We start from the raw sequence: 22,657 nt of genomic DNA, 5'->3' as shown, positions 1-22,657 counted from the left end.
GCGCTCCGCCCGCGGAAAACCCGTGCCCTCACCACCCGGAACCCCCTTTCTTTCATCTTTTAAATAGTACTTTCCTATCTGCCGGGGACCTTCACCCTGCACTTCCAACCTGCAAACCAATCTCCAGCCTTCAACTTCATACCACCAACCCCTCCGTCTCATCCCCTGCTGAAGTCCCGATCAACTCCACCTTATGTCCATAAAGTATTGAGTTACAGTATAGTGCTGCCAGGCGTATACAAGCCGCTTACTTGACGGGCATGCTTAGCGCTTTCCACGTTCTTTCCGCGTGGGTGCTTAGTAAGTGTTTAGTGCGTGCTTAGTAAGTGTTTAGTGGGTGCCGTATATTTGCGGCATGCTCGCATTGCCCATCACCATCCGCATTCCCAGTGACAACGAAATCAGCTACCGGCCCGACTACGATGAGATCCTCCGCAAAAGAAAGCAGGCCAGGATACAGGAAGGCTACAGCCTTACCCTCAACGAAGCGGGCACGCAGCGTTTGCCGTACCGTTTTCAGGCCACCATCAATATTGACAACCACCGCCTGTGGGCGCTCTTCCAGGACCTGGCCCTTACATTGCCTGCAAAAGTGAGCTGCGTATACGGACTTACAGATGATGAAAGCGCCACCACTGCACTGCTGCAAAAACAGTTTATACTGGACCAGCTGGAAAAATACCGGGAGGAACTGACACAGGATTGCCAGCTGGAATTCGGCCTCCTGTTCCAGACCAAAGAGGTGCTGATAGAACTAAGTGTGAGCGAAAGCAAATACCTCCGCTACTGGGGTGTAGAACTGGAACGCTTTAAACTGCTGATGCAGTCATTCAAACTACCCGCTGTTAAGGGACTGGAGTTTGTGGATGAATATCCCAAAATAGTCAGCCCCCTGCGCGATCACATTCCCTCCGCTAAAGCACCGGAAAGTGTAGTGTATTACCTTGACCAGGTCTTTCATGTAGACAGAAGCGGTCCCGAGCCTTTCTTTGACTAACGCTATTTTTCTATCGCTATCGTACACAGTGCATACTGCGCCATGTTCTGATCCTTATTGCGTACGTTCAGGAAATACAATCCTTCTGCAGTAACAAAGAAATTATCCAGCGCCAGGCCATCCGGCAAAGCCGCTTCTCCCAGGTATTGAAGATCGCTGTCAAACGCTATCAGGCTGGCGCGCTTGCCTGCCGGTTTTCCGTTGGCTAATTCAGGCTGTGCAGGCGGCAGTTCCAGTATCCTGTAATAACGGTTGTGATAAGGGTCGCAGATGATGTTGCGGTACGATGGTGTGCCCGTATAATATTGCAGTGCATAATCCACATCCAGTACCTGCTCACTGCTTTTAGGCAATGCCATAGATGTAATGCAGATCTGCTCACGGCTTCCTGCATAAACATCCTTGTGCTGCCAGCTGCTGTCTACCAGCCGTATATGATGATCTGCAGGGAAACTCAGCAACAGCAAACGTCTTTGTTCATTATACGCGGCATAGGGCGTTCGCAGGTGTGAGCCGCCCCAGTTATGCTCCCGGTACACCTCCGGGTAAGCAATACGATAGCTGGTGTTGCCGGTCTTTAATTCGATAGTGGCACAAACAGTACGTGCGGCAAAAGGTTCTCCTTCCTGCTCTCCCAGCAGAAATCCGAAACCGGTCACTGTCTGCCCGCTAAATAAAATCGGCGTAGCTGCATTGGCGTAGGGCGGCGCTGCATGCATACCCGCTGTCTTGTGCTTCATAAACGCATATTCCTTATCCACCACACCGCGGCTCACGGAATAATACAGGAGCTTCGCCCCGCCATATGCATAAAGCACCAGGCTGTCAGCCGATATGTATTTAAAGTAAGAGATCTTATCCTTCACATGAACAGGCAGCACTTTCCGCGGCTGCACCGTATCCCCCGCGGCCATCAGCGGGTATTCCAGCAGGCGTTTATTATAACTGTCAAATACATACAACACCTGTTCTTTATCATGATAGTCTATAGGTGTTGATATGCCCAGCACCATGAGTGAATCCAGGTAAAGGTTCAGCATCTTACCGGTACGGATGCTGATCGGTACAACCGCTTCATGGCTGCTGACACAATGGGCGTAAGGCTTTACACGCCCGTTATTGCAGGCAGTAAGAGCAAATGCAGTGATGCAGCTTATTAAAAGAGGGAACAGTGATTTTCCAGGCATAGTCATTCAGGTAAAAAAAATAAACAGGGAATTACCCCTGTTTATTTTTCTTGTTTTGGTTAATGAGCGTTCGGCTATTCTACGTAGTAAGTACAGTTTGTAACAGCGGGATCAATAGGTGTTACACAATCAAAATGGTATACGCCATCCACAACGGTTACCCTGCATTTACCACGCAGGCCATGATGATCATCTTCACAGGCGCTTCCGGAAGATGTACCGGATACAAATAATAAGGCTGCTACAGCAATGCCGGAAAGAATACAGATTTTTTTCATGATGATATAGTTTAGATTAAGGGAAAACGTGTTACTACAGTACTAAGGGCCGGCATCAACAGGTATTCAAACAAACCAATTTAAATTTAAGTAAATTATCTTACATAAAGCCCGGGAGCTTAAAAAAAATCAGGCCGCTACCAGGTATATCATCCATGCGATCATCAGCGTAAATGGCAACAATGCCGCCAGGTGGGTAATACTGCACCATTCAAAGCGCCAGCTGAACAAGCCGGACTTAATACCCGGGTACTGGTATACATTGCCCACATAATGATAACCGTTTCCCTGCGGGTACGATCTGTCTAATGCTGCCAGCGAAGTGATCTTCCTGCCCGCTTCCTCCACCGCCTTGCGGTATACCTCTACCAGGTACTTATCGTTTGCCCCGAACACATACCAAATGAAGGAAAGCACAATGCCCAATATGGCAAAACCCAGGTGATGGCCTCTGGGATCAAAAATAAACTTGCCGCCTGCCAGGGAAGATTCTAAGGTAACAAAGATGTTGAACCGGGTCCACATGCGGCTGAACTGCTGAACAAGGAAGCCGATCTTCCGTTCATAGTCCTTGTCAAGGAAGAGAAGTTCGTCCATAGTATACAGTTTTGAGGTTGCCATGATAAAATACGGCATTAAAACCATACTATCCAAATTGGTAGTAAAACAGCATTAACTGCAATGTTGTAAATTGGCTACCAAATTCAAAACGGATAGCTTATGGAATACAGACAATTAGGCGCATCAGGATTGCAGGTACCGGTGATCAGCTTTGGCACCGCCACCTTTGGAGGCGGGAATGATTTCTTTAAAGCCTGGGGCAGCACACAGGCAGAAGAGGCCACCCGCCTGATAGACATCTGCCTGGATGCAGGCGTGAACCTCTTTGATACCGCAGACATTTACTCTTACGGCCTTGCAGAAGAAGTACTGGCAAAAGCCATCAGCGGTAAACGCGATAAGCTGCTCATCTCTACCAAGGCTACTTTTACGTTTGGCCCCCCGCCCAACAACCAGGGCTCTTCCCGCTTTCACCTGCTGAAGCAGATAGAAGGCAGCCTTAAACGCCTTAAAACTGACTATATAGACATTTACCACATGCACGGCTTTGACGGCAATACGCCTGTTGAAGAAACCCTGCGTACGCTGGACGACCTGGTACAAAGTGGTAAGGTAAGATACATTGCCGCCTCCAACTTCTCGGGATGGCACCTGATGAAATCACTGGCCGTTTCGGAAAAGTATGGCTGGAACCGTTATGTGGCCCACCAGGTATACTATTCACTGGCCAACCGCGAATATGAATGGGAACTGATGCCCCTGGGCATTGATCAGCAGGTAGGCGCACTGGTATGGTCGCCCCTTGCCGCCGGTAAACTGGGGGGCAAATACCGCCGCGGTCAACCCTACCCGCAGGACAGCCGCGTAGCGCAGGGAGGCAGTCCCGTACCCGAAGCAGTAGTGAATGATACGGTGCTCTACAACACCATTGACGTGCTGGACGAAATAGCCGCCGAAACCGGTAAAACCATTGCCCAGGTGGCCATCAACTGGGTGCTGCAACGCCCCACCGTATCCAGCATCATCATAGGGGCCCGCAACGAGGAACAGCTGAAACAAAACCTGGGCGCTGCAGGCTGGAAGCTCACTACAGAACAACTGAAAAAACTGGATGCCGCCAGCGAAGTGCCTACCATCTATCCCTACTGGCACCAGCGTCAGAACCTGACACTGAATCCGCCGCCGGCATTCTATTAATACCGGGCTTTTACCTTCCTACATACAATACAAGCCGTATAGTAACTGATAGCTATACGGCTGTTTTTTTCTTTGTACCTTCAGGCTTTGACCAAACCTGTACGTATGGAAGACAAGGAATCCATATTCGGGCCGGAGTTCGATGAAATGGCACTGCCCAGAAGAAAATCATTAATGCCCTGGTGGGTGAAAATATTTACCTGGATCTTCCTGGTCATGGGTTTCGGCGTAGCTGTAAGTTCCCTTACAAGTCTTGGCGGCATATCGGTTAATATTTCCCTGTACGGCATGCACGCCAGCACCTGGCCCCTGTCTGTATTAGTGCTTATACTGATATCCCTTTATTTACTGAAAGGCCTTACCGCCATCTGCCTGCTGTTGGAGCGGGACTGGGCTATAAAATTAGGTTTAGCAGATGCCGTAACCGGGATATTGTGCTGCATATTTGTAATGTGCTATTCCATGATCAGCGGCGACGGCTTTAGCTTCAGGCTGGAACTGTTTGCACTGATCCCCTACCTGAGATGGCTGATTAAAGTAAAGCCGCTCTGGGAAAGAGCATGATCAGCGCGGCTGTTTTAAACGTGCGGTTACTTTCTTTGTGGCCTCATCATAAATGGTGATCAGGTGGGTGCGAATGGAGTCTGCCACCGGGCTCACCTTCGCATCTGTCAGCAGGGTAATACTGCCGGAAGGCAAAGCAGGCATATGACAGTCAATACAATTCTCCACCAGTGCAGCCGTTGGCAAGCCCTCCATTTTACAGAACGAGTGCCCTGCACTGTTATGGCACGCCATGCAGCGCAGCGAAAATACCTGCAGCTTTCCGCGTTCATTACTATGCGGACGATGGCAGGAAGAACAGTTCATCGTCCTGCTCTTAATAAAACACTTACTGGCCGTGAACAGCTGGTATTGCGTACCATGCACATCCAGCTCTTTTGGTTTGGCAGGACGGTTAAAATCAGGAAAGAAATAATCATACAAGGCATCACCGGGCCTGAAGTCAAAGGCTGACTTTTGCGGCGTTCTTAAGCCGGAATGACAAAGCGCACACATATCCAGTTTTTGCTGGTTGTTTAATGTGCCCATCGCCTTTATATGCATCGCCTTTCTTTCATCGGGATGCTCCGTATGAAAGGCTACATGCTCAGCAGCCGGACCATGACAGCGTTCACAGTCAATACCATACACCAGCTGGTTCTTTTCAAACTCTTCAGAGAGGCTGGCCCCTATCATCTGCACGTTCTTAAGTCCTGCCTTGGAACTGTGGCAGCCAAAACAGGTGCTGGGTATCATCCTGTCAAATTTAGGATGGGATGGCGGAAAACCCGGGCTGTTGGCCCAGCTGCCGGCCTGTATAAAATAAGACAAAGGCAGCTGATAATACCTGCCGTCTTTCCAGTAAAGAAAGGTTTGCGCCTTCTGTCCGGAACCTATTGTAATGTCAAAACGGTGCGCCTCCTGTAATACGCCATTGTGATACGCTGCCTGGAAAAGGCCGCTGTCGCGCGCTTCCATCATCACTTTCATATCACTACTGAAGGCAAAGGTATTTCCCGGCGGGGCAAAACTACCTTTCACCGTTGCTTTGGAAGCAGGCGCTGATGTATGATAGTGTGCCGTGTTGATGAAGTTGTCATAGATGGTCTTATGACAATTCATGCAGGCTGCCGCACCGGCAAAAGCTGCACCCCTGGGATCTTCCGGTTTGGGCGCTTTGCTGATACATTGTGATAGAATGGTAATACAGGATATTAGTAAACAGGATACGTATACAAGTCGTTTATTCATTACGTGGTTGAATAGCGGCTAATATACAAAATATTGAGGTGTTGTTTTAGGGTGGATTGTATTATAACTTTTATCATCTTTATGACGTTATAAATAAAAAGCCCTCCGTTTGTGGGAACGGAGGCCGCCGGAAATAATGACATACCGGTCATATCGGCTCCCTTTAGAGCGCCCCTCAAATGTCCAGTTTGAGGGATGTTGGCCACTTACTGCTTACCGCAACACCGGCAGGCAAAGCGGTAAACTTGCCTTTGGGTGCCTCTTACGGATACCTTTTACGGTGATGTAAAGGGTAAATATCCAGCCGTTGCGGCAGTTGCATCAACATGGATTCATCGTCATAAGATGATCTGTTTGCTATCGCCAACTAACAGGCCCTGGCGACGTTGGACCTTTGCTAATTATTAGCAAAAAAGTAAAAGCCCAATTGTTCGTCCAACAATTGGGCTTTTCATTTAGTGAGCTTTGTTACTGATCATCTTATGACATCACAAATATATGTGCCGGGTAAATACTCACCAAAAATTCTGCTGCTTTTTTTCTATCGTAAGCAGTATCCATTTGTTTTAGCAAGGAAAAAACTTAACAACCTGCTCCTTTCAAGGGTAACCTACACCAACACCGCTCCTCCATCCACTACCAATACCTGCCCGGTGGCAAACTGCTGCTGCATCAGGTAAATATAACTCAGTGCAATATCTGCTGCTTCGCCTGTTCTTTTTACGGGCAGGCTGTTGGCCACAGCAGTATACAGCTGTTCACAGTCTGCCGCAGGCATATTGTTCCATAAGTTGGTTCGCACTACACCGGGAGATACAAGATTAACCCGTACAGGCGCCAGCTCAACGGCCATTGCCCTGGTAAATCCTTCCATGGCGGCACAGATGCTCGCGGCAACTGCCCAGCCCTTCCCGGGCCGCGGACTGGCAATACCTCCAATTAAATTAATAGAACCGCCGGGAAGAATGTGTGATGCGGCATACTTCACTGTTGCCAGCGCTCCCCAGTAGCGAATGTTGAAGAATTTCCGGGCAGCTGCTATTTCCGTATCGCTGATATTGCCCAGGCTAAGGTGCTCACCGGCGGTGTATACCAGGTGATCAAAGTTGCCTGCGGTAGCGAAGAATTGCCTGATCGCCTCTTCATCACCCAGGTTTACGGCATGTCCTGCGGCGTTTGCAGGTAATACTTTCAATGCCTGATCGATCCTTTCGCGGTTACCGGCTACAATTGTTACCTGCGCACCTGCCGCCGCAGCAGCAGTAGCGGTAGCCAGTCCAATACCTGAGCTGCCGCCCAGTACAATTACCTGTTTTCCTGTCAATGCCTGCATTTCGCTTTGCTTACTCATAACAAATCATTTTAGTCATGCAAAGGTCTGCACCAGGAAGCGGTCAGCATTTACCATATGGTAAAAAAGGAAAAGCTCAGCGAAAGTTTTTACGGATCCTGCTGAGCGACTGCGGCGTGATGCCCAGGTAAGAGGCGATATCGCTCAGCGATACCTGCATGGCAATATCAGGCTGCTGCATCAGGAAGAGTTTATAACGGGTGGCCGCCTCCTGTCCCAGGTAAGTGTTACGGATGCGGATCTTATCCAGCAATCCCTGCTGGATCACCTGGTTAATAAGGGTCTGTACATAAGGTAGCTGCTCATACAATGCCAGCAGGTCTGCCCGTGTAATGGCCAGTACTGTTGCATTGCAGGCGGCCTGGATGCTTTCATCAGCCACCGTTTCGGTATTGAAGCTGTTAAGAATGGTACAGAACTGGTTTTGTTTCAGGAAGTAGTGAGTTACTTCCGCTCCTTTATCATTCACCATTACAATGCGCAGCACACCACTGCAGATAAAGAACAACTGCCGGCAAACCTGCCCGCCGCGCTGCACGTAGTCTCCCTCTTTCAACGTCAGGGGATGGAAGGCGGCACCGATCAGCTCCCGGTCTGCAGCGGGGATGGTGCTGAACAATTGCAAAAAGGAAATGAGTTGCTGCTTCATCCGCATCAAAGGTACGAATAATGACTTTTTTCTGCGGATGATGGCTGATAGAGGTATTGTCCTTTATGGAAGCCCGGTAAGCTGTTAGCGCTTTACCAGCGGGTAAGCGTATCGTTCACCCTGAAATAGGCAAAGATGTCCAGCGCTTTGCCACGGGAGTCCATCCTGCCGCTGCGTATGCGGCAGCTTGTCAAAAAATTGTTTGGTAAATACGGTAAGACCCGCGCCTGTGTCAAATATGAAGTGACCTTCCACACCGGCTACTTTTGCCTTTACCTGATATGACCTGAAGGGAGCAGCTGGAAGGGCACTTCCTGGCTGAATACCGCTGTGCTGAAAATAAGGCTGCTAAATACTGCCAATACTAATGATCCCATACGGTTCAGGTTATACGTACAAGATAGCAATTTTCAGCCAGGAAGTTCCTTCCTGCTGCTCTACTTACCTGCATCATTGCTTTGGCATTTCTGTCACAGGTCGCCTCTTTTTTTGCCCGTTTCAGCAATAATATGCTCCCTTTCTTCCAGTGAGGGCTCATGTGATGGCACCTCCCTGCCCTCTTCCTTCGTACTGGGCTCGTTCTGCTTGCGGCCAAAAACAGCGCTTTTGCGGGCACCCAGCAGGTCATTCATCATCACATGCATTTTGGTTCTTGCACCGGAAATTACTTTGCTCTCTCCTTTCATCAGTGCTTCATAACCATCTTTTGCCACATCTTCGGGCGAAGCAAGTTCCTTGTCCCTGTACACCACCGCCTGGTCCTGGTGCGCCTTGTGGAAGAAGTCAGTATCCGTTGCACCGGGCAACAGTACCGTTACGGTAATGTTCTTGTCACGCAGCTCTTCCGTAAGTGCGGCACTGAATGAAATAACAAATGCCTTTGTGGCTGCATAAACAGACAACAAAGGCATTGGCGTAGTGCCGGCTTCAGAGCCCACCTGTAAGATCTTCCCTTCATTACGCACTATCATATCCTGCAGGAAAAGCTTGGTAAGTGTAAGGAGTGATATGATGTTGAGCTGGATAATATCGATATCTCTTTCCAGCGTTGTTTCTACGAAGGGGCCCCATTCACCCTGTCCTGCATCGTTGACCAGCACATCCACGGTAATGTTCAATGCCTTCACCTGCTCATACACCTCCTTTGCTGCACCGGGGATGAATAGATCCCGGGGGATGGGCGTTATTTCCACACTATACTGCTGTTTCAGCCGGTCTGTCACCTGCTGTAAGCGTTCTTCGCTACGGGCCACCAATATAAGGTTGTAACTATCTGCTGCAAATAACTTTGCCAGTTCGTAGCCTATCCCACTGGTAGCGCCTGTTATGACCGCATACTTGTTGCGGTTCTCCTGGTTAACTGTTGCCATAATCACGGTTTTACCGTATCAGCATCAAACAGGAGGCCAGGATGAATGTTGCGGCTGCTACCACACATAGGTGGCTACCGCGCCATTGCCCAGCAATGTGCTCAGCACTTTTCCCTTATAACGGATGTGGAAGTTTTGCGGCGCTTTACCGGTATTCACTACAATCAGCACCTGCTTACCATCCGGCGTCTTAAACGCAACATTGTTCAGATCAGCGGGCACGGTAGAGGCAATACGCACCGCACCGGGCCTTACGAACTTGGAAGCATGGGCAATAATATAGTAAGCCACATTACGGCGGAAGGTGTTGCCATCAATGGTTAAAGCACCCAGGCAGGTAGTACAGCCGCCTATGGTATGCGGCTTATAAGCCGGATCGGCAGCCAGGTTCCACTCCAGTACATTCCTTGACCAGTTGCGTGTAGCCCCGATGATCAGCGTGCTTACATGCCACTGCAGATCTTCGGGAAATTTGCCGGGGCCGCCCACCCATTGTTCTGTAAAGTACACATGCTTATCAGGATAGGCATTATGCACGTCAGACAAAGCGGTGATGGGGCCGCCATACAGGTGAAATGCGGAACCATCCACGAAGGGCCTTGCCCCGGCATCATTCAGCACGGTAATGGGATAATCAGGCCGGTCTGCATTATGATCATAGATGATGATCTTCGTTCTGATACCTGCCGACCGGAAAGCAGGACCAAGATGCTGGCCGATGAAGGCCGCCTGTTCTGCAGGCTGCATCACCATGCTGGGAACGTTGCCCCCGTGCAGGGGCTCGTTCTGTGGCGTGATAGCATCTATCACAATACCCTGCTGCTGCATGGCCCGGATATACTTCACCAGGTATTGCGCATAGGCAGTATAGTATTCGGGCAGCAGGCTGCCGCCTTTAAAGCTTTTGTTGGATTTCATCCAGGTGGGGGCTGTCCACGGAGAGCCCAATATCTTAATGTGGGGATTTAATGCCAGGATCTTCTTCAGTACAGGGATAAGGTCTTTATGCTCCGGCGCTATGCTGAAATGCTGCAGCTGCTCGTCTGTTTGCCCGGCAGGCATTTCATCGTAGGTAAAAGTAGTATCGCTGAGGTCTGAAGCGCCGATGCTGACGCGAAGGTAACTGATGCCGATATGTGTGCTATCTGCCAGGAACAGCTCTTTCAGCAAGGCATCCTGCGTAGCTTCCGGCAATGAGTGGATCAGGGTGGCACTGCCACCGGTCAGCGCAAATCCAAAACCATCTATCTCCTGGAAGGTCTGCGCTTCATTGATATCAATAACAGGATAGTGCAGCTTTGTTTCCTTTTTAAACACCAGTTGCTGCGGCTGCTTTGCAAATAAAGCCGTTTTATCGGGAGTGGTGAGCCAGCAGGCTACTGTAGCTTTTGCAGGCGGATCGCCCGGACCGTACGCTGTTATGTTACTTGTAGCAGTGGTGGTATACAGCATGCCTGACAGCAGCAGGATGGCCGCATGCCTGTTCATCTTTTTTCCCATCGTTATCATCTTCTTTGATCAGTTATTTTTCTATCAGTTTGTATACACGTACATAGTCTATTTCCATTGTAGCGGGGAAACCCGCTTCATCAATGCCCTTCTGTCCGCCCCAGTCGCCGCCTACCGCAATATTCAGCAGCAGGTGAAAGCGTTTGTCAAAGGGCCATACATCCGGACCTGTTCCTTCATTCCTGAACTCGAATATCAGCTCATCATCTATATACCCGCGGATAGTGGCAGGTGTCCAGTCTACCCGGTAAAGGTGAAATGCGGTAGCGGCATTGCTGATCCGTTTGGTGGCGGTTTTCTGAGTATTGATCTTGAAATAATATTTTTTGGTGTGGGTGGTAATATGGATGTTGTTCAGATCAAAACCTACATGCTCCATGATATCGATCTCGCCGGATTCAGGCCAGCCGCCGTATTCCCAGTCGGTAGGCAGCATCCAGATAGCAGGCCAGGTACCCCTGGTGGCAGGCAGTTTTGCCCGTATCTCGAAACGGCCATACAGGAAATCTCCTTTGTTCTTAGTCACCAGCCGGGCAGAGGTATAGTGGCGGTTCTCCTTGTCTTCTTTACGTGCGGTTATGGTAAGGATGCCGTTGGCCACAGCTGCATTGTCTGTACTGTTGGTATAATACTGCAGTTCGTTATTACCCCAGCCGCCGCCGCCAATATCGTATCCCCACCTGGTGCTGTCGGGCGCACCGTTATAATCAAATTCATCGGTCCATACCGGGGTAGGGTCAAACTTCCAGCCTTTGTCTACAGGAGCGGGGCCCTGCGCCCGTGCAGAAAACGTGGCTGCTGTGATCACTGCCATCAGCAGCAGGAACGGAGTGTGTTTACCTGTATTCATCACGTGAAACTTATTTTAACAAAAACGAGCTGCCGGCCTCATTACCGGCAGCTCGTGCAATATAGCGCTATATTATAAAGCCCTGCACCAATAATTTCTATTTGGTACCACCCCACTCCTTGCTCTGCTCAATGAGGGTGTTTTCCATTTCCAGCAGCGGAATGGGGAGTATCTCGTGCTTACCGGCTACAAAACCGCGGCTGCCCAGTACAGATGGGGCTCTGCCGGAGCGTACAAGGTCAAACCAGCGATGACCTTCACCCGCCAGTTCCAGGCGCCTTTCAGCAAAGATATTATCCAGTGTGGCGTTGATGGCAGGCAGCCCCACACGGGCGCGCACTGCATTCAGCAGCTGATAGGAACGGGTGCCTGCAGCGCCGCTTTCGCCGGTCTGCACACGGGCTTCCGCTTCCATCAGGTAAGTATCTGCCAGGCGGATCTCGTACATATTCTGGCCAAAGTTCAGCTCCCAGTTACCACCTGCATCACTGCGGGTAGATACCCGGCCGGCGAATTTCTCCAGGAAGTAGCCGGTGTTCATGTTTGCTTTCTGGTAAGAAGCGATGTTGTTCTTTTCCATGCTGTCGAGGTTGGCCACGGTATATTTGTAACGCGGATCACCATGGATAGCGTCAAACAGGCTTTGCGTGATCACCAGGAAGCTCCAGCCGGACACATAGTCAGGTGCGTTGGCAGCTATCGGGGTATATGCCCTGGGGCCTACCATTACGCCCAGCACATTACCTTCTGTACAGCTTACGCAGTTCCAGCTACCGGCAGATGTGGCGGTATGTGCAATTTCAAAGATAGATTCGCTGTTGAATTTGCTGTTGTTGTCAGATTTCCAGAGATCACCAAAATCAGGCAGCAGGTTATAGCCGTATTTAGCGCTTACCTGTCCCGGGTTGGCGCCGTTCACTTCCTGGAATTCGGTAACTGCCTGTGCCCATTTTTTCTGGTAGAGATATACTTTACCCAGCAAAGCGTGCGCAGTGCCTTTGGTTACACGGCCGCCTTCTGTTGCTTTTGGCACCTGGTCAGGCAGGTTGGGATCGGCCAGCGCTTCGGTCAGGTCTTTTTCGATCTGTGCATATACTTCCTGCGGAGTAGCCTGCGGTACGGTATTCATGTTTTCCAGCGTAAGGGGCTCCATTACCAGCGGAATATTCTTAAAGAAGCGCACCAGGTCAAAATAGAAATAAGCGCGCAGCACTTTGGTTTCTGCAGCATACCGGCTCTTCAGGTTCTCGTCCATAGGTACGCCGGGCAGCTTTTGCAGCAATACATTGGCGCGGAAAACACCGGAGTAGCCCATTCTCCACATTTCTTCCTGCGGGCCCTGTGCAGGGGTAAGGGTATAGTTGGAGAAAACCTGCAGGGCGGTTACGTCGTTGGGACCGCCGCCACCTGCAAAATGATCGTCTGATGCGGCGTCCAGTGCGCCTACTTTGGTAACAAAGCCGTTACCCTGGTAGCCCACAATGTCATACACTGCCACCAGGCCTGTAAAGGCTTCTGCCTGGTTACGATAATAATTACCGTCGATATTGGATCCTTTCGGATTCACTTCAACGAAGCTTCTCTTGCAGGCGCCCGCCATGGAGATCCCGGCAGCCAGCAATACGATATATGATATTTTACGTTTGTTCATTGTTGATCAGCTTTAACTTGTTAGAAAGTAACATTCAATCCCAGCATATAAGAACGTGCCTGCGGATAGATACCGCGGTCAACACCCAGCAGGTCGCCACCAATTTCCGGATCATAGCCGGTGTATTTGGTGATCGTTACGAGGTTCTCAGCCATGATATAGATGCGTACTTTTTCGATCTTGGCGCGTTTGGTAAGAGATGAAGGGATGGTGTATCCCAGCTGCAGGTTCCTGATCCTGAAATAATTGCCGCTTTCCAGGTAGAAGTCAGAAGGATTGGTGAAGTTGTTATTCTGGTTAACATCTTCCTGCATCAGCCTGGGGAAATCATTGGAAGTACCTTCACCATGCCACCTGCTCAGCGCTTTTGTCTGCCAGTTGGCGGTGGGGATATCGAGGCGGCGCAGACCCTGGAAGATCTTGTTACCACCGGCGCCCTGTCCGAATACAGTCAGGTCAAAACCTTTGTAAGCTGCGTTGATGGTCAGGCCATATGTCCAGGTAGGTGTAGGGTTACCGATGAAATCACGGTCGTTCTCGTTGATCTGACCGTCGCCATTCACATCCACCCAACGGAAGTCGCCGGGCGCAGCATTGGGCTGGATCTTCTTGCCGTCAGCGCTTACATAGTTGTCAACATCTGCCTGGGTCTGGAAGATGCCATTGGTACGGAAACCGTAGAAGGCGCCGAAAGGCTGTCCCAGTGCGGTGCGGGTCAGCGGCCAGCTGGAAGACTGGAAGGTTTGCTGTCCGTCGCTTACATATGTTTTACCAGGACCGAGGTCTGTTACTTCATTCTTGATATGAGACACATTTGCATTTGCAGACAGTGTCCAGTCGCCTACTACCTTACGGTAGCCCAGTTCCAGTTCAAGGCCGGTGTTCTGCATATCTGCCACGTTGGCAACAGGCTGCTCTACCACACCTACGTAGATGGGTATACGCAGCGGCTGCAGGATACCGGAAGTTACTTTCTTGTACCAGTCAAAAGACAGCGTGAAATCTCTGAAGATGCTGGCTTCAAAACCTACGTTGGTCTGACTGGTTTGTTCCCAGCGCAGATTTTCGTTAGGCAGTGAGTTGGGGCTGTAACCCACCTGGTAGTTCTCACCGGTGCCCAGCTGGTAGTTACGGCCGCCACCAATGATGGGGGCATAACCAAAGTCGCGGATGTTATCATTACCTACCACACCGTATCCGCCACGGATCTTCAGGAAGTCTACCACGTTCTGAGCAGGCCAGAAATTCTCTTTGGAAGTTACCCAGCCCAGTGAGAAGGAGGGGAACACACCATATTTCTTGTTGGGGCCAAACCTGGTAGAACCGTCACGGCGAAGGATACCGGTAAAGAGGTACTTCTCTTCATAAGCATAGTTCACACGGGCAAAGAGGGAAGACACTTTATGGTCTATACCTTCACTACCGGTGGCGATCCTGTTGGCGGTAGCAATGTTGAAGTTCATGGAAGCATCCTTGAAATTGTCCGCAGGGATATCATAATAAGTTACATTGGTACCTCTTAGACGGTTTTCAAGGTATGCACCCTGGCCCAGTAACACAGACACATCATGCGCGCCGAAGGTCTTGTTATAGGAGATCGTGTTTTCCAGGTTCCAGTCAAAACGCTGGTTATTGGTACGCTGGAATTGTGTGCGGGTGTTATTGGTAGAAGAGTTCAGGTAGAACGAAGGCGTAAAGGTCTCTGCGCCATAGAAGGCCAGCTTGGTACCCAGGCTGGACCTGAACCTCAATCCCGGGATGGGCTGCACTTCGAGGTAAGCATTGCCTACGATGTTGTGGGCCCAGTTGTAGTTACCCAGGCGGGTGGTGATGTAGGCCAGCGGGTTGGTGATCTCCTGTCCTACGATGGTAGAGATACCATAAGGACGGCCCTGCGCATCCCTTCTGATACCTGCCCTGTCATAAGGCGCCTGTGCGGCAAGGGTAGGATCTGTTACCACGGATGGCGTAATCGGATCCAGGTTCAGGGCAGAGCTTAAAGGACCGCCAAACTCGTTGTTGGTGTTACCGATGCCCACGCTCTTCTCATAAGAGTAACCCACATTCTGTCCGAAGGTGATGTACTGAGATATTTTATGTACGGAGTTCAGGCGTGCGTTTACGCGCTGGTATTTCGAGATGTCAGATGCTACGATACCTTCCTGGTTAAGATACCCGAAAGAGCTGTAGAAAGTGGATTTATCATTTCCGCCGCTCACGCTTATCTCGTGGTTCTGCCTGATGGCGCTGTTATTGAAGATGAGTGACTGCCAGTCAGTACCCTGTCCGAAAGATGCAGGATTGTCAAAAGGCAGGTCTTTACCTGCATTGGCGGCAGCTTCATTACGCAGGGTGGCATATTCTGAAGCGTTCAGCATTTTCAGCTTCTTAGCGGGTTCAGAAACGCCGAAATAACCATTGTAGTTCACCTTCAGGTTACCTGCCTTACCTTTTTTGGTAGTGATCAGGATAACGCCGGTGGCCGCACGCGCACCATAGATAGCCTGGGACGCAGCATCTTTCAGTACTTCGATGGATTCAATATCATACTGGTTCAGGTAACCGATACCGCCATTGTCTACCACTACTCCATCCACTACCCAAAGCGGATTATTGTTGCCGAAAGAGGTGATACCTCTTACCCTTACGGCTGCTGCGGAACCGGGCTGACCAGAGTTGGCAGCGATGGTAACCCCGGAAGTACGGCCCTGCAGCGCCTGTTCAGGACGCGTAACAGGTTGGTTTTCCAGGTCTGCTGCCCTTACACTGGAGATGGAACCGGTTACCACGCTCTTTTTCTGAACGCCATAACCTACCACAACGGTTTCATTCAAAGCCGTTTGGGCCACTTCCAGTTTTACATCCAGGGTACCGCCCGTTACAGCAACGATCTTGGGCGAATAGCCGAGGAAGTTCACCACCAGCGAGCTGTTACGCGGAGCACGGATAGTGTAACGACCATCAGGATCAGTAGCAGTGCCCCTGTTGGTGCCTTGTATACGAACGCTGGCGCCCGGTACCGGCTCTCCCTTTTCATCCAGGATACGGCCGCTTACGGCGATGGTAGTATCTTCCTGTTGCAGCTGGCGGGGAGCCTGGGGCTTCTGTATAATAATACGCATGCCGTCCATGCTGTAGATAACCGGCTGGTTTTTCAGGCATTCGTCCAGTACTTCCTTTACAGATGCATTCTTGACAGAGATGCTCACCGGGTTGGCACGGGAGATCAGGCCTTCATCATAAACGATGGAAATACCGGCCTGCCTGGATACTTCTTTCAGTATCTTCTTTAAAGGCATGTTCTTAGCCGATAACGTGATCTGCTGGGATACCGCTTTTGCGCTGATCTGCAAGCAGGCGGCAAGCAGCAAAAAGGCAGTCAATTTCATGACGCGGACAATTTTGCAGGCAAAACGAGGTGTTTCATTTAGTATGGCCTCTACCTGACGTGGTTGATGAGCGGATCGCTTACCCACACGGGAAGCTATACCACTAAAGTTTAATTGCATACTTTTGTAGTGTTTGGGAAATGACGAGATAAATAGTTCTTAAACGGGACTGATGATCTTCGGGAATCCCAGACTTACTGCCGGGAGTGTTGCGAGCACTTCCGGTTTTTTTCTTTGGTTCCCCCCTTGTACGCTAGCTTGTTGTTTGATTCATAACGGTGATGTTTACCAGTTTTTTCATATTTAGGATGTTTAACATTGAATTCATTACCGCCCCAACGTGGTCAGGGGCCCGTAATGAGATTTTGTTGCTGATTTATTGTTTTAGTTCAAATACTTTAGTTTTCTACTGTAACCATCAGCCGGCGGCCCTCCAGGTTAAACTTTGCGCCGTTTGCTTCCAGCATGTGTAATATCTCTGACAGTGGCAGATTGCGGCTGATACGGCCGCCAAAAAGCCGGTTGCTGTTATTATTCAGATAGCTGACCTCCACATCGTACCATCTTGACAACTGCCTCATGATGACAGAAATAGCGGCATTATCAAACTCAAAGAAGCCGGTTTTCCAGGCTACTACCTCATCTACATCCACCGCGCGTACAGACATGCGGCCGCTGTTGTAGTCAAGTACTGCCTGCTGTCCAGGCGCCAGCTGTTGCTGGATAAGCCCCTGTTTCATACGTACAGCGCCTTCCAGCAAAGTGGTATTCAGGCTCTTTTCATCGTCATAGGCCATTATGTCAAATCGGGTGCCCAGCACCTGTACTTCCGTGGTATTCACTTTTACGATAAACGGACGGGCTACGTCCTTCTTTATCTCAAAATATCCCTGGCCCTGCAGCTCCACCACCCGTTGCTTACCGGTGAAAGCAGTAGGGAACCGCAGTGTGGAAGCTGCGTTCAGCCATACATGGCTGCCATCCGGCAATACAATATTGAACTGGCCGCCCCTGGGAACGGTAAGGGTATTATATCCAATCGCTTCGCCTTTACCTTTAGCGGCATATTGCAACTGGCCATTACTTTGCTGTACCAGGGTTTTACCCTGCTGTATCACCTGGTTACCGGCGCTGTCCAGCGTTACGGTAGATCCATCTGCCAGGGTAAGCATCGCTTTGCTGGTACCGGGAGCTACATCGTTGTCTTTATGAACGGCGGCAATTTCCTTAGCGGGAAGACTTTGCTGAGCGGTACGGGAAACAGATGCCAGCCACCAGAAACCACCTGCCATCGCAAGCAGTATCACGGCGGCAGCCGCCACGCGGTAGCGGCTGAAGAGGGGCCTCACCTTTTTACGGCTGATATCCTGCATCAGGCGGGCTTCTACCCGGTCGCTAAGCGCTGCAGGAACCTGTTGGGGCTGTTGCATAACCTGCTCAAACTCCTGCTGCATGGCTGCCAGCAGGGGGCGGTGGGCTTCTGACGTACGAAGCCAGGCATACAGTTCTGCTACCTCTTCGGGCGAGCATTGCCCGTCAAGGTACCGCTGCAGCAGTTTTTCGTGGTGGCCATTTAGTTGAGACATACGTTATGCCGGCGCCCTTTCAGACGGGCGCCTGCTATTAATATCCCAAATTGAGACCGGAGGGTACCCCCTCCCCAAAAAAAATTTAAAAGATTTTTAACAACAGGCAGCATGCCAGCAGCAGATCGCCGTGGCGGTAGATGTAATCGTGGATAAAACGCATGCTGAGCACCATGTGTTTTTTAACGGCATTGCGGGATATGCCCAGTATAGCAGCTGCTTCGTCATAGCTTTTGCCTTCCTGCCGGCAAAGCCGGAATACATTGAGGCGTTGGGGGCCCAGGCGGCCCAGGGCTTCGCGGAACAAACGGTCGTACTCCTTCTCTCTTACCACCTGCTCGGGCAAACCGCTGCCGCTGGCTGCCAGGTGTTCCAGTACCTCTTCCTGCAGGCCTTCATCCTGCGCCAGTTTCTTAATGGTCTTAAAGGCGTGGTTACGGGCAATGCGGTACAGGTAGCCGGTAAAAGGCAGGCTGGGGTCTATACGGTCCCTGATCTCCCAGATCTTCAGGAAAACATCATGCACCAGATCTTCCGACAAGTCGGGTATTTTACAGAAGCGTAGTACATAGATATAGAGTGCAGGATGGTAGTGCCTGTAAATGCTTGTAAATGCGGACTCGTCGCCTTCTATCATTCTTAACAATACCTCCTCACCGGGTGGCATACTCTCCATATTGATTGTACATTTAAGACGGTTACCCCTTACCGGCGTAAATTAATTATAAGTGACAAATGTACAAAATGGCGTGTCAAAAACGCGAAGGCCGGAATTGCTTCCGGCCCCGTGCAATGGTTGGTCAGGGATTACATAGGATAGTCAGCAGCCAGGTCAGTTCGACGCTGTTTTGCCATTGATGACAGTGTCCAGTTCAGCCTGCAGCTTCTCTCCGCGCAGGTTCCTGGCAATGATCTTCCCGGAGGGATCGATCAGGAAATTGGTAGGTACCCCCTTTACACCATATAAAACTGCTACCTGGTTATTCCAGTATTTAAGGTCAGAAACGTGTGTCCAGTCTTCCAGGCCATCCTTTTTTATAGCGGCTACCCAGGCGTCTTTCTTGCCCGGCTGATCCAGCGATACGCTGAGCACCGTAAAGTTCTTGTCTTTGAACTGGTTATAGGCAGCTACTACGTAAGGATTTTCCGCCCTGCAGGGACCGCACCAGGAGGCCCAGAAATCCAGCAGCACATACTTACCGCGGAAGTCAGACAGCTTCACCGGCTTGCCTGCCACATCATTCTGGGTAAAGTCAGGCGCCGGTGAGCCGAGAGCAAGACGGCGCTCCCTTTCCATTGAAGCGGCAAACTCTTTGCCTGCAAAGCTGTTCTGTATTTCGGGCGACAGGCCTTTGTACAGGGGCTCCAGTATGGCCAGGTTCATGTTCAGGTGTACGCTCAGTTCTTTCAGGGCCTCCACGCTGAAGAAAGATCCTGGATTAGCGGTGATGAATTGTTTCATCAGCTCGCGTTTATCTTTCATGGCTTTGTCAAAACGTGCACGCAGACCGTTCATGAAAGCGGTATCCTGCTGCTGTTCAGGCGTGGATGCGCCGAAATCTTTGTTGATACTGTTCATCTGCTCGTCAAAGGGAGACAGGAACTGCTTGTAACGCTCATGCTCTTTATTTACCGGTGAGCCGGTAATGGTGCCGTCTTCCAGCGTTTCCTCAGCGGTGATATGAATGCTGCCTTTTTCCAGGTACATCAGGCGCCTGTCCTGCGCCATCTGCGGGTTTTGATCACCCTTGCCCTGGTGATCTACCACCAGCATACACATGTGGGGGCTTTTCACTTTGCCTTTGATCACGAAAGTGCCGTTATGCAGCACGGCAGAGTCCAGGGTGCTGTTGTTATCTTCCCCCTGGTAGTGCAGGTATGCTTTAGCCGGCGCATTAAGATTGCCCAGCTTACCATTCAGTACAAACTCACCGCTTTGTGCGGCTGCAACTACAGGCAGAGCAACAAAAGCCGTTAATATCCATTTTCTCATGTTATGCTGTTTAGATGATGAAATTATGTTAGTCCCTTACGATCACGTCTTTGGGTATACCCGCTATGCCGTTATATTGCTGTATTACCTGTCCTGTTTTCCCCACGCTGATATCCAGGTAATACACACTGCCTTCCACGCCTGCCACCAGCAGGTTACCTCCGCGCTGCACTTTCAGCATGGTTACTTTCTTACCACCGAAGTTGGCTACCAGCGGCGTAAGTTCCTGGTTCAGGGGATTATAGCGGTATACCTTGTCATTAGCGCTGAAAAAGAAAACGCCGATGGGTGATGAGCGCCAGATCGTACCAGCAGACAGCAGGGCTGCGCCGGGGAATGTCCTTTTATAGGAAGGATAAAAACGCTGGGTACTGTCGTTCAGCAGTACGCGGAACTTCAATTCCATTTTTTTGCCTGCGCTGTCGCAGAATGCATACAGGTCGTCATCACCGAAGCGGTCCATATACAGCAGGTCCATTTTAAGATCTTTCGGGTTGAAGGCCGTATCCATCACTGAGAAATCTGATCCATAGTAAGTCAGGTTCATGATGCGCACAAACTGTTTCTGGTTGGCCTCAAAGCCCAGGTAGTAGGTGCCGTTAGGATTCTCAAACCCATTGTGTACCATCTGCGGGTGCAGTTTATAGTTACCTGCTATCGGTACGCCGTAGAATCCGTAGTAGGGCCAGAACGGAGCTGTTTCCGTAGCGCCGGTATACAGCTTTCCGTTTATTACTGCCTGGGTAACGCCCTGCGGCATGTTCATCATATAGTCCGCTTTGGCAGTTGCCGGAGGATCAAAGAAGTTGTCTTTCAGGCTGCGCAAACGCTGCAGGTTGTCTGCATCTACCAGTACTCCACCGTTCGTATAGGTAAGCCAGTAAGAGGTAAGGCGATTCAGGTAAAACTGGTTCTGCACCGGTACCAGCTGCATAGGTTCTCCCGGCAGCGCCTCCTGGTTAATAGCCTGGTATATTTCTGACTGAATACTACCATCCGGTTTAATAAAAGCCAGTTCAGCCCTGCCACCGTTGCTGGTAAGCACTACCGCGCCCCTGGTGAATTCCGTCTGGCAGCTGATGCTGAACTCATAGAAATACTTCATGCCGTTACTGTTATCCACAACGGCCAGCTGCGCGTTGTAATGGCCGGAGGCGAGCCCGAAAACGATACGCAGGCTATGACCCTCATAGTTTAGCGAAGTAGCTTTCTCCGGTACATTGATCTTCCAGTAACATTCGTAGTCACTCTTTCCGGAAGTCAGTTTAACCGTTGGTGTGATGATCAGGCTATCACCGGTAATGACGGTATAGGAAGTATCCAGCCCTTCCACCACCGGATCCGGCAGCTCCACGTAATCATAGTTGCCCTTGTCGCGGGAGCAGGCGATCGTTAACAGCACCAGGCCTCCCAGTATATATAACAGATATCTTTTCATCTGCAGAAATGTTTTTTGTTTATACAATGCGGTTGCCGTTCTCGTCTGTGAAATAATACCTGTTATCAGCCGTGTTCAGCGTCATCAGGTATTTCTTTCCCGGGTTACTGATGCTGTAGAAGTAATACTTACCCGTGCCTGCTGGTTCTACGGTATATCCTTCCTGCGGATTATCCTCCACCCACGCTATCGGATCGTTGAGGAAAGAACGGAAACGCCTGGTATAATACAGCACCCTGGGAGTAGTGGTGGCATCACTTGTAGTAGCCGGCAGCTCAGTAGTACCTGCTGCGCGGATGAACAGCTCGTGCTTTACCCGGGAATAGGGGCCCAGCTCACCAGACCATGGATCCCACCAAACCGGCTTCTCCAGGCGGTTTGAGAACATAAGACGGAAAGTGTCCAGCTTTTTAAACTCCGCATGCAGATCTGCCGTACTTTCCAGCTGGAATTTGATGCGCACCATTTTATTGGCCAGGTTGGTATCAGTATTATAGATGATCACCGGTACTTTAATGATACCCTGACCTGCAGGCACTTTATAAACATCCTCCAGGGGCCTGTAATGCAGTTCAGGCTGCGCCGTGGTAGCACTTTCCACTACGCTGATCCTGAAACTGCGTTCAGTTGTTGCCCTGATACCGGAGATGCGCAGCGGCAGCAGGATGGTATCACTGGCCAGTTCGGGGAACAGGGCAAAGGAATAGACAATACTGTCTACCGTTGCACCGGTGCGGTCTGTAAGGTCAAAGTAGATATTATCCGCTGAGGCGTATTGCAGCTCGGTAGCTTTTCTGCAGGAGCTGAGCACGGCCATATATAGTAAACCAAATATTATTGAACGCTTCATTTGTGCA

19 protein-coding genes are annotated in these 22,657 nt (G+C 50.4%); 3 read left to right on the top strand and 16 right to left on the bottom strand.

Annotation, left to right across the window (positions count from 1 at the left end; genetic code table 11):
* The first annotated feature begins 355 nt into the window (after positions 1–355).
* Complete coding sequence (locus Q0577_RS15505; protein ID WP_298737769.1) at positions 356–997, top strand: hypothetical protein; 642 nt, start codon at positions 356–358, stop codon at positions 995–997.
* 2 nt (positions 998–999) lie between these two features.
* Here the strand turns inward: Q0577_RS15505 and Q0577_RS15500 are convergent, their stop codons facing one another.
* The 3 genes from Q0577_RS15500 to Q0577_RS15490 form a co-directional block, all read right to left on the bottom strand.
* Positions 1,000–2,184, bottom strand: a complete 1,185-nt coding sequence (locus Q0577_RS15500) for a DUF4221 family protein (protein ID WP_298737768.1) — start codon at positions 2,182–2,184, stop codon at positions 1,000–1,002.
* Positions 2,185–2,258: 74 nt separating this feature from the next.
* Positions 2,259–2,462, bottom strand: coding sequence for a hypothetical protein (locus Q0577_RS15495; protein ID WP_298737766.1), 204 nt, complete (start codon positions 2,460–2,462; stop codon positions 2,259–2,261).
* 129 nt (positions 2,463–2,591) lie between these two features.
* A complete protein-coding gene (locus Q0577_RS15490; protein ID WP_298737764.1) occupies positions 2,592–3,059 on the bottom strand; it encodes a hypothetical protein in 468 nt (155 codons plus the stop codon).
* A gap of 123 nt (positions 3,060–3,182) precedes the next feature.
* Here Q0577_RS15490 and Q0577_RS15485 point away from each other — a divergent pair, with 123 nt between their 5' ends.
* Entirely contained in the window at positions 3,183–4,220 is a 1,038-nt protein-coding gene (locus tag Q0577_RS15485; RefSeq protein ID WP_298737763.1) for an aldo/keto reductase, read from the top strand.
* Positions 4,221–4,325: 105 nt separating this feature from the next.
* A complete protein-coding gene (locus tag Q0577_RS15480; protein WP_298737762.1) occupies positions 4,326–4,784 on the top strand; it encodes a hypothetical protein in 459 nt (152 codons plus the stop codon).
* Here the strand turns inward: Q0577_RS15480 and Q0577_RS15475 are convergent, their stop codons facing one another.
* From Q0577_RS15475 to Q0577_RS15415, 13 genes are all read right to left on the bottom strand, one after another.
* A complete protein-coding gene (locus tag Q0577_RS15475) occupies positions 4,785–6,014 on the bottom strand; it encodes a multiheme c-type cytochrome (RefSeq protein ID WP_298737761.1) in 1,230 nt (409 codons plus the stop codon).
* A gap of 610 nt (positions 6,015–6,624) precedes the next feature.
* On the bottom strand, positions 6,625–7,365 hold the full coding sequence (locus Q0577_RS15470; RefSeq protein WP_298737760.1) for an SDR family oxidoreductase: 741 nt from the start codon (positions 7,363–7,365) through the stop codon (positions 6,625–6,627).
* A gap of 76 nt (positions 7,366–7,441) precedes the next feature.
* Positions 7,442–8,014 carry a Crp/Fnr family transcriptional regulator gene (locus Q0577_RS15465; protein WP_298737758.1) on the bottom strand — a complete coding sequence of 191 codons (573 nt, stop codon included), beginning with the start codon at positions 8,012–8,014 and terminating at the stop codon, positions 7,442–7,444.
* A gap of 470 nt (positions 8,015–8,484) precedes the next feature.
* Complete coding sequence (locus Q0577_RS15460) at positions 8,485–9,384, bottom strand: SDR family oxidoreductase (protein ID WP_298737756.1); 900 nt, start codon at positions 9,382–9,384, stop codon at positions 8,485–8,487.
* 57 nt (positions 9,385–9,441) lie between these two features.
* A complete protein-coding gene (locus Q0577_RS15455; RefSeq protein WP_298737754.1) occupies positions 9,442–10,893 on the bottom strand; it encodes a glycoside hydrolase family 30 beta sandwich domain-containing protein in 1,452 nt (483 codons plus the stop codon).
* 13 nt (positions 10,894–10,906) lie between these two features.
* A complete protein-coding gene (locus Q0577_RS15450) occupies positions 10,907–11,743 on the bottom strand; it encodes a glycoside hydrolase family 16 protein (protein WP_298737752.1) in 837 nt (278 codons plus the stop codon).
* 97 nt (positions 11,744–11,840) lie between these two features.
* The gene (locus tag Q0577_RS15445; protein WP_298737750.1) at positions 11,841–13,394 is read right to left on the bottom strand and encodes a RagB/SusD family nutrient uptake outer membrane protein; all 1,554 of its coding nucleotides are present in this window, start codon (positions 13,392–13,394) and stop codon (positions 11,841–11,843) included.
* Positions 13,395–13,414: 20 nt separating this feature from the next.
* Entirely contained in the window at positions 13,415–16,783 is a 3,369-nt protein-coding gene (locus tag Q0577_RS15440; RefSeq protein WP_298737748.1) for a TonB-dependent receptor, read from the bottom strand.
* Between the two features lie 398 nt (positions 16,784–17,181).
* Positions 17,182–18,369, bottom strand: coding sequence for a FecR family protein (locus Q0577_RS15435; protein WP_298737747.1), 1,188 nt, complete (start codon positions 18,367–18,369; stop codon positions 17,182–17,184).
* An 85-nt stretch (positions 18,370–18,454) separates the two neighbouring features.
* A complete protein-coding gene (locus Q0577_RS15430) occupies positions 18,455–19,045 on the bottom strand; it encodes a sigma-70 family RNA polymerase sigma factor (protein ID WP_298737745.1) in 591 nt (196 codons plus the stop codon).
* Between the two features lie 156 nt (positions 19,046–19,201).
* Entirely contained in the window at positions 19,202–20,362 is a 1,161-nt protein-coding gene (locus Q0577_RS15425; RefSeq protein WP_298737743.1) for a TlpA disulfide reductase family protein, read from the bottom strand.
* Positions 20,363–20,390: 28 nt separating this feature from the next.
* Complete coding sequence (locus Q0577_RS15420) at positions 20,391–21,800, bottom strand: PKD-like family lipoprotein (protein WP_298737741.1); 1,410 nt, start codon at positions 21,798–21,800, stop codon at positions 20,391–20,393.
* A 19-nt stretch (positions 21,801–21,819) separates the two neighbouring features.
* Entirely contained in the window at positions 21,820–22,650 is an 831-nt protein-coding gene (locus Q0577_RS15415) for a DUF4843 domain-containing protein (protein WP_298737739.1), read from the bottom strand.
* Positions 22,651–22,657: the final 7 nt, after the last annotated feature.

Source organism: uncultured Chitinophaga sp. (assembly GCF_937898475.1).
In the GTDB taxonomy this organism is placed as follows: domain Bacteria; phylum Bacteroidota; class Bacteroidia; order Chitinophagales; family Chitinophagaceae; genus Chitinophaga.
This window is presented reverse-complemented; position numbering and strand designations above follow the sequence as displayed.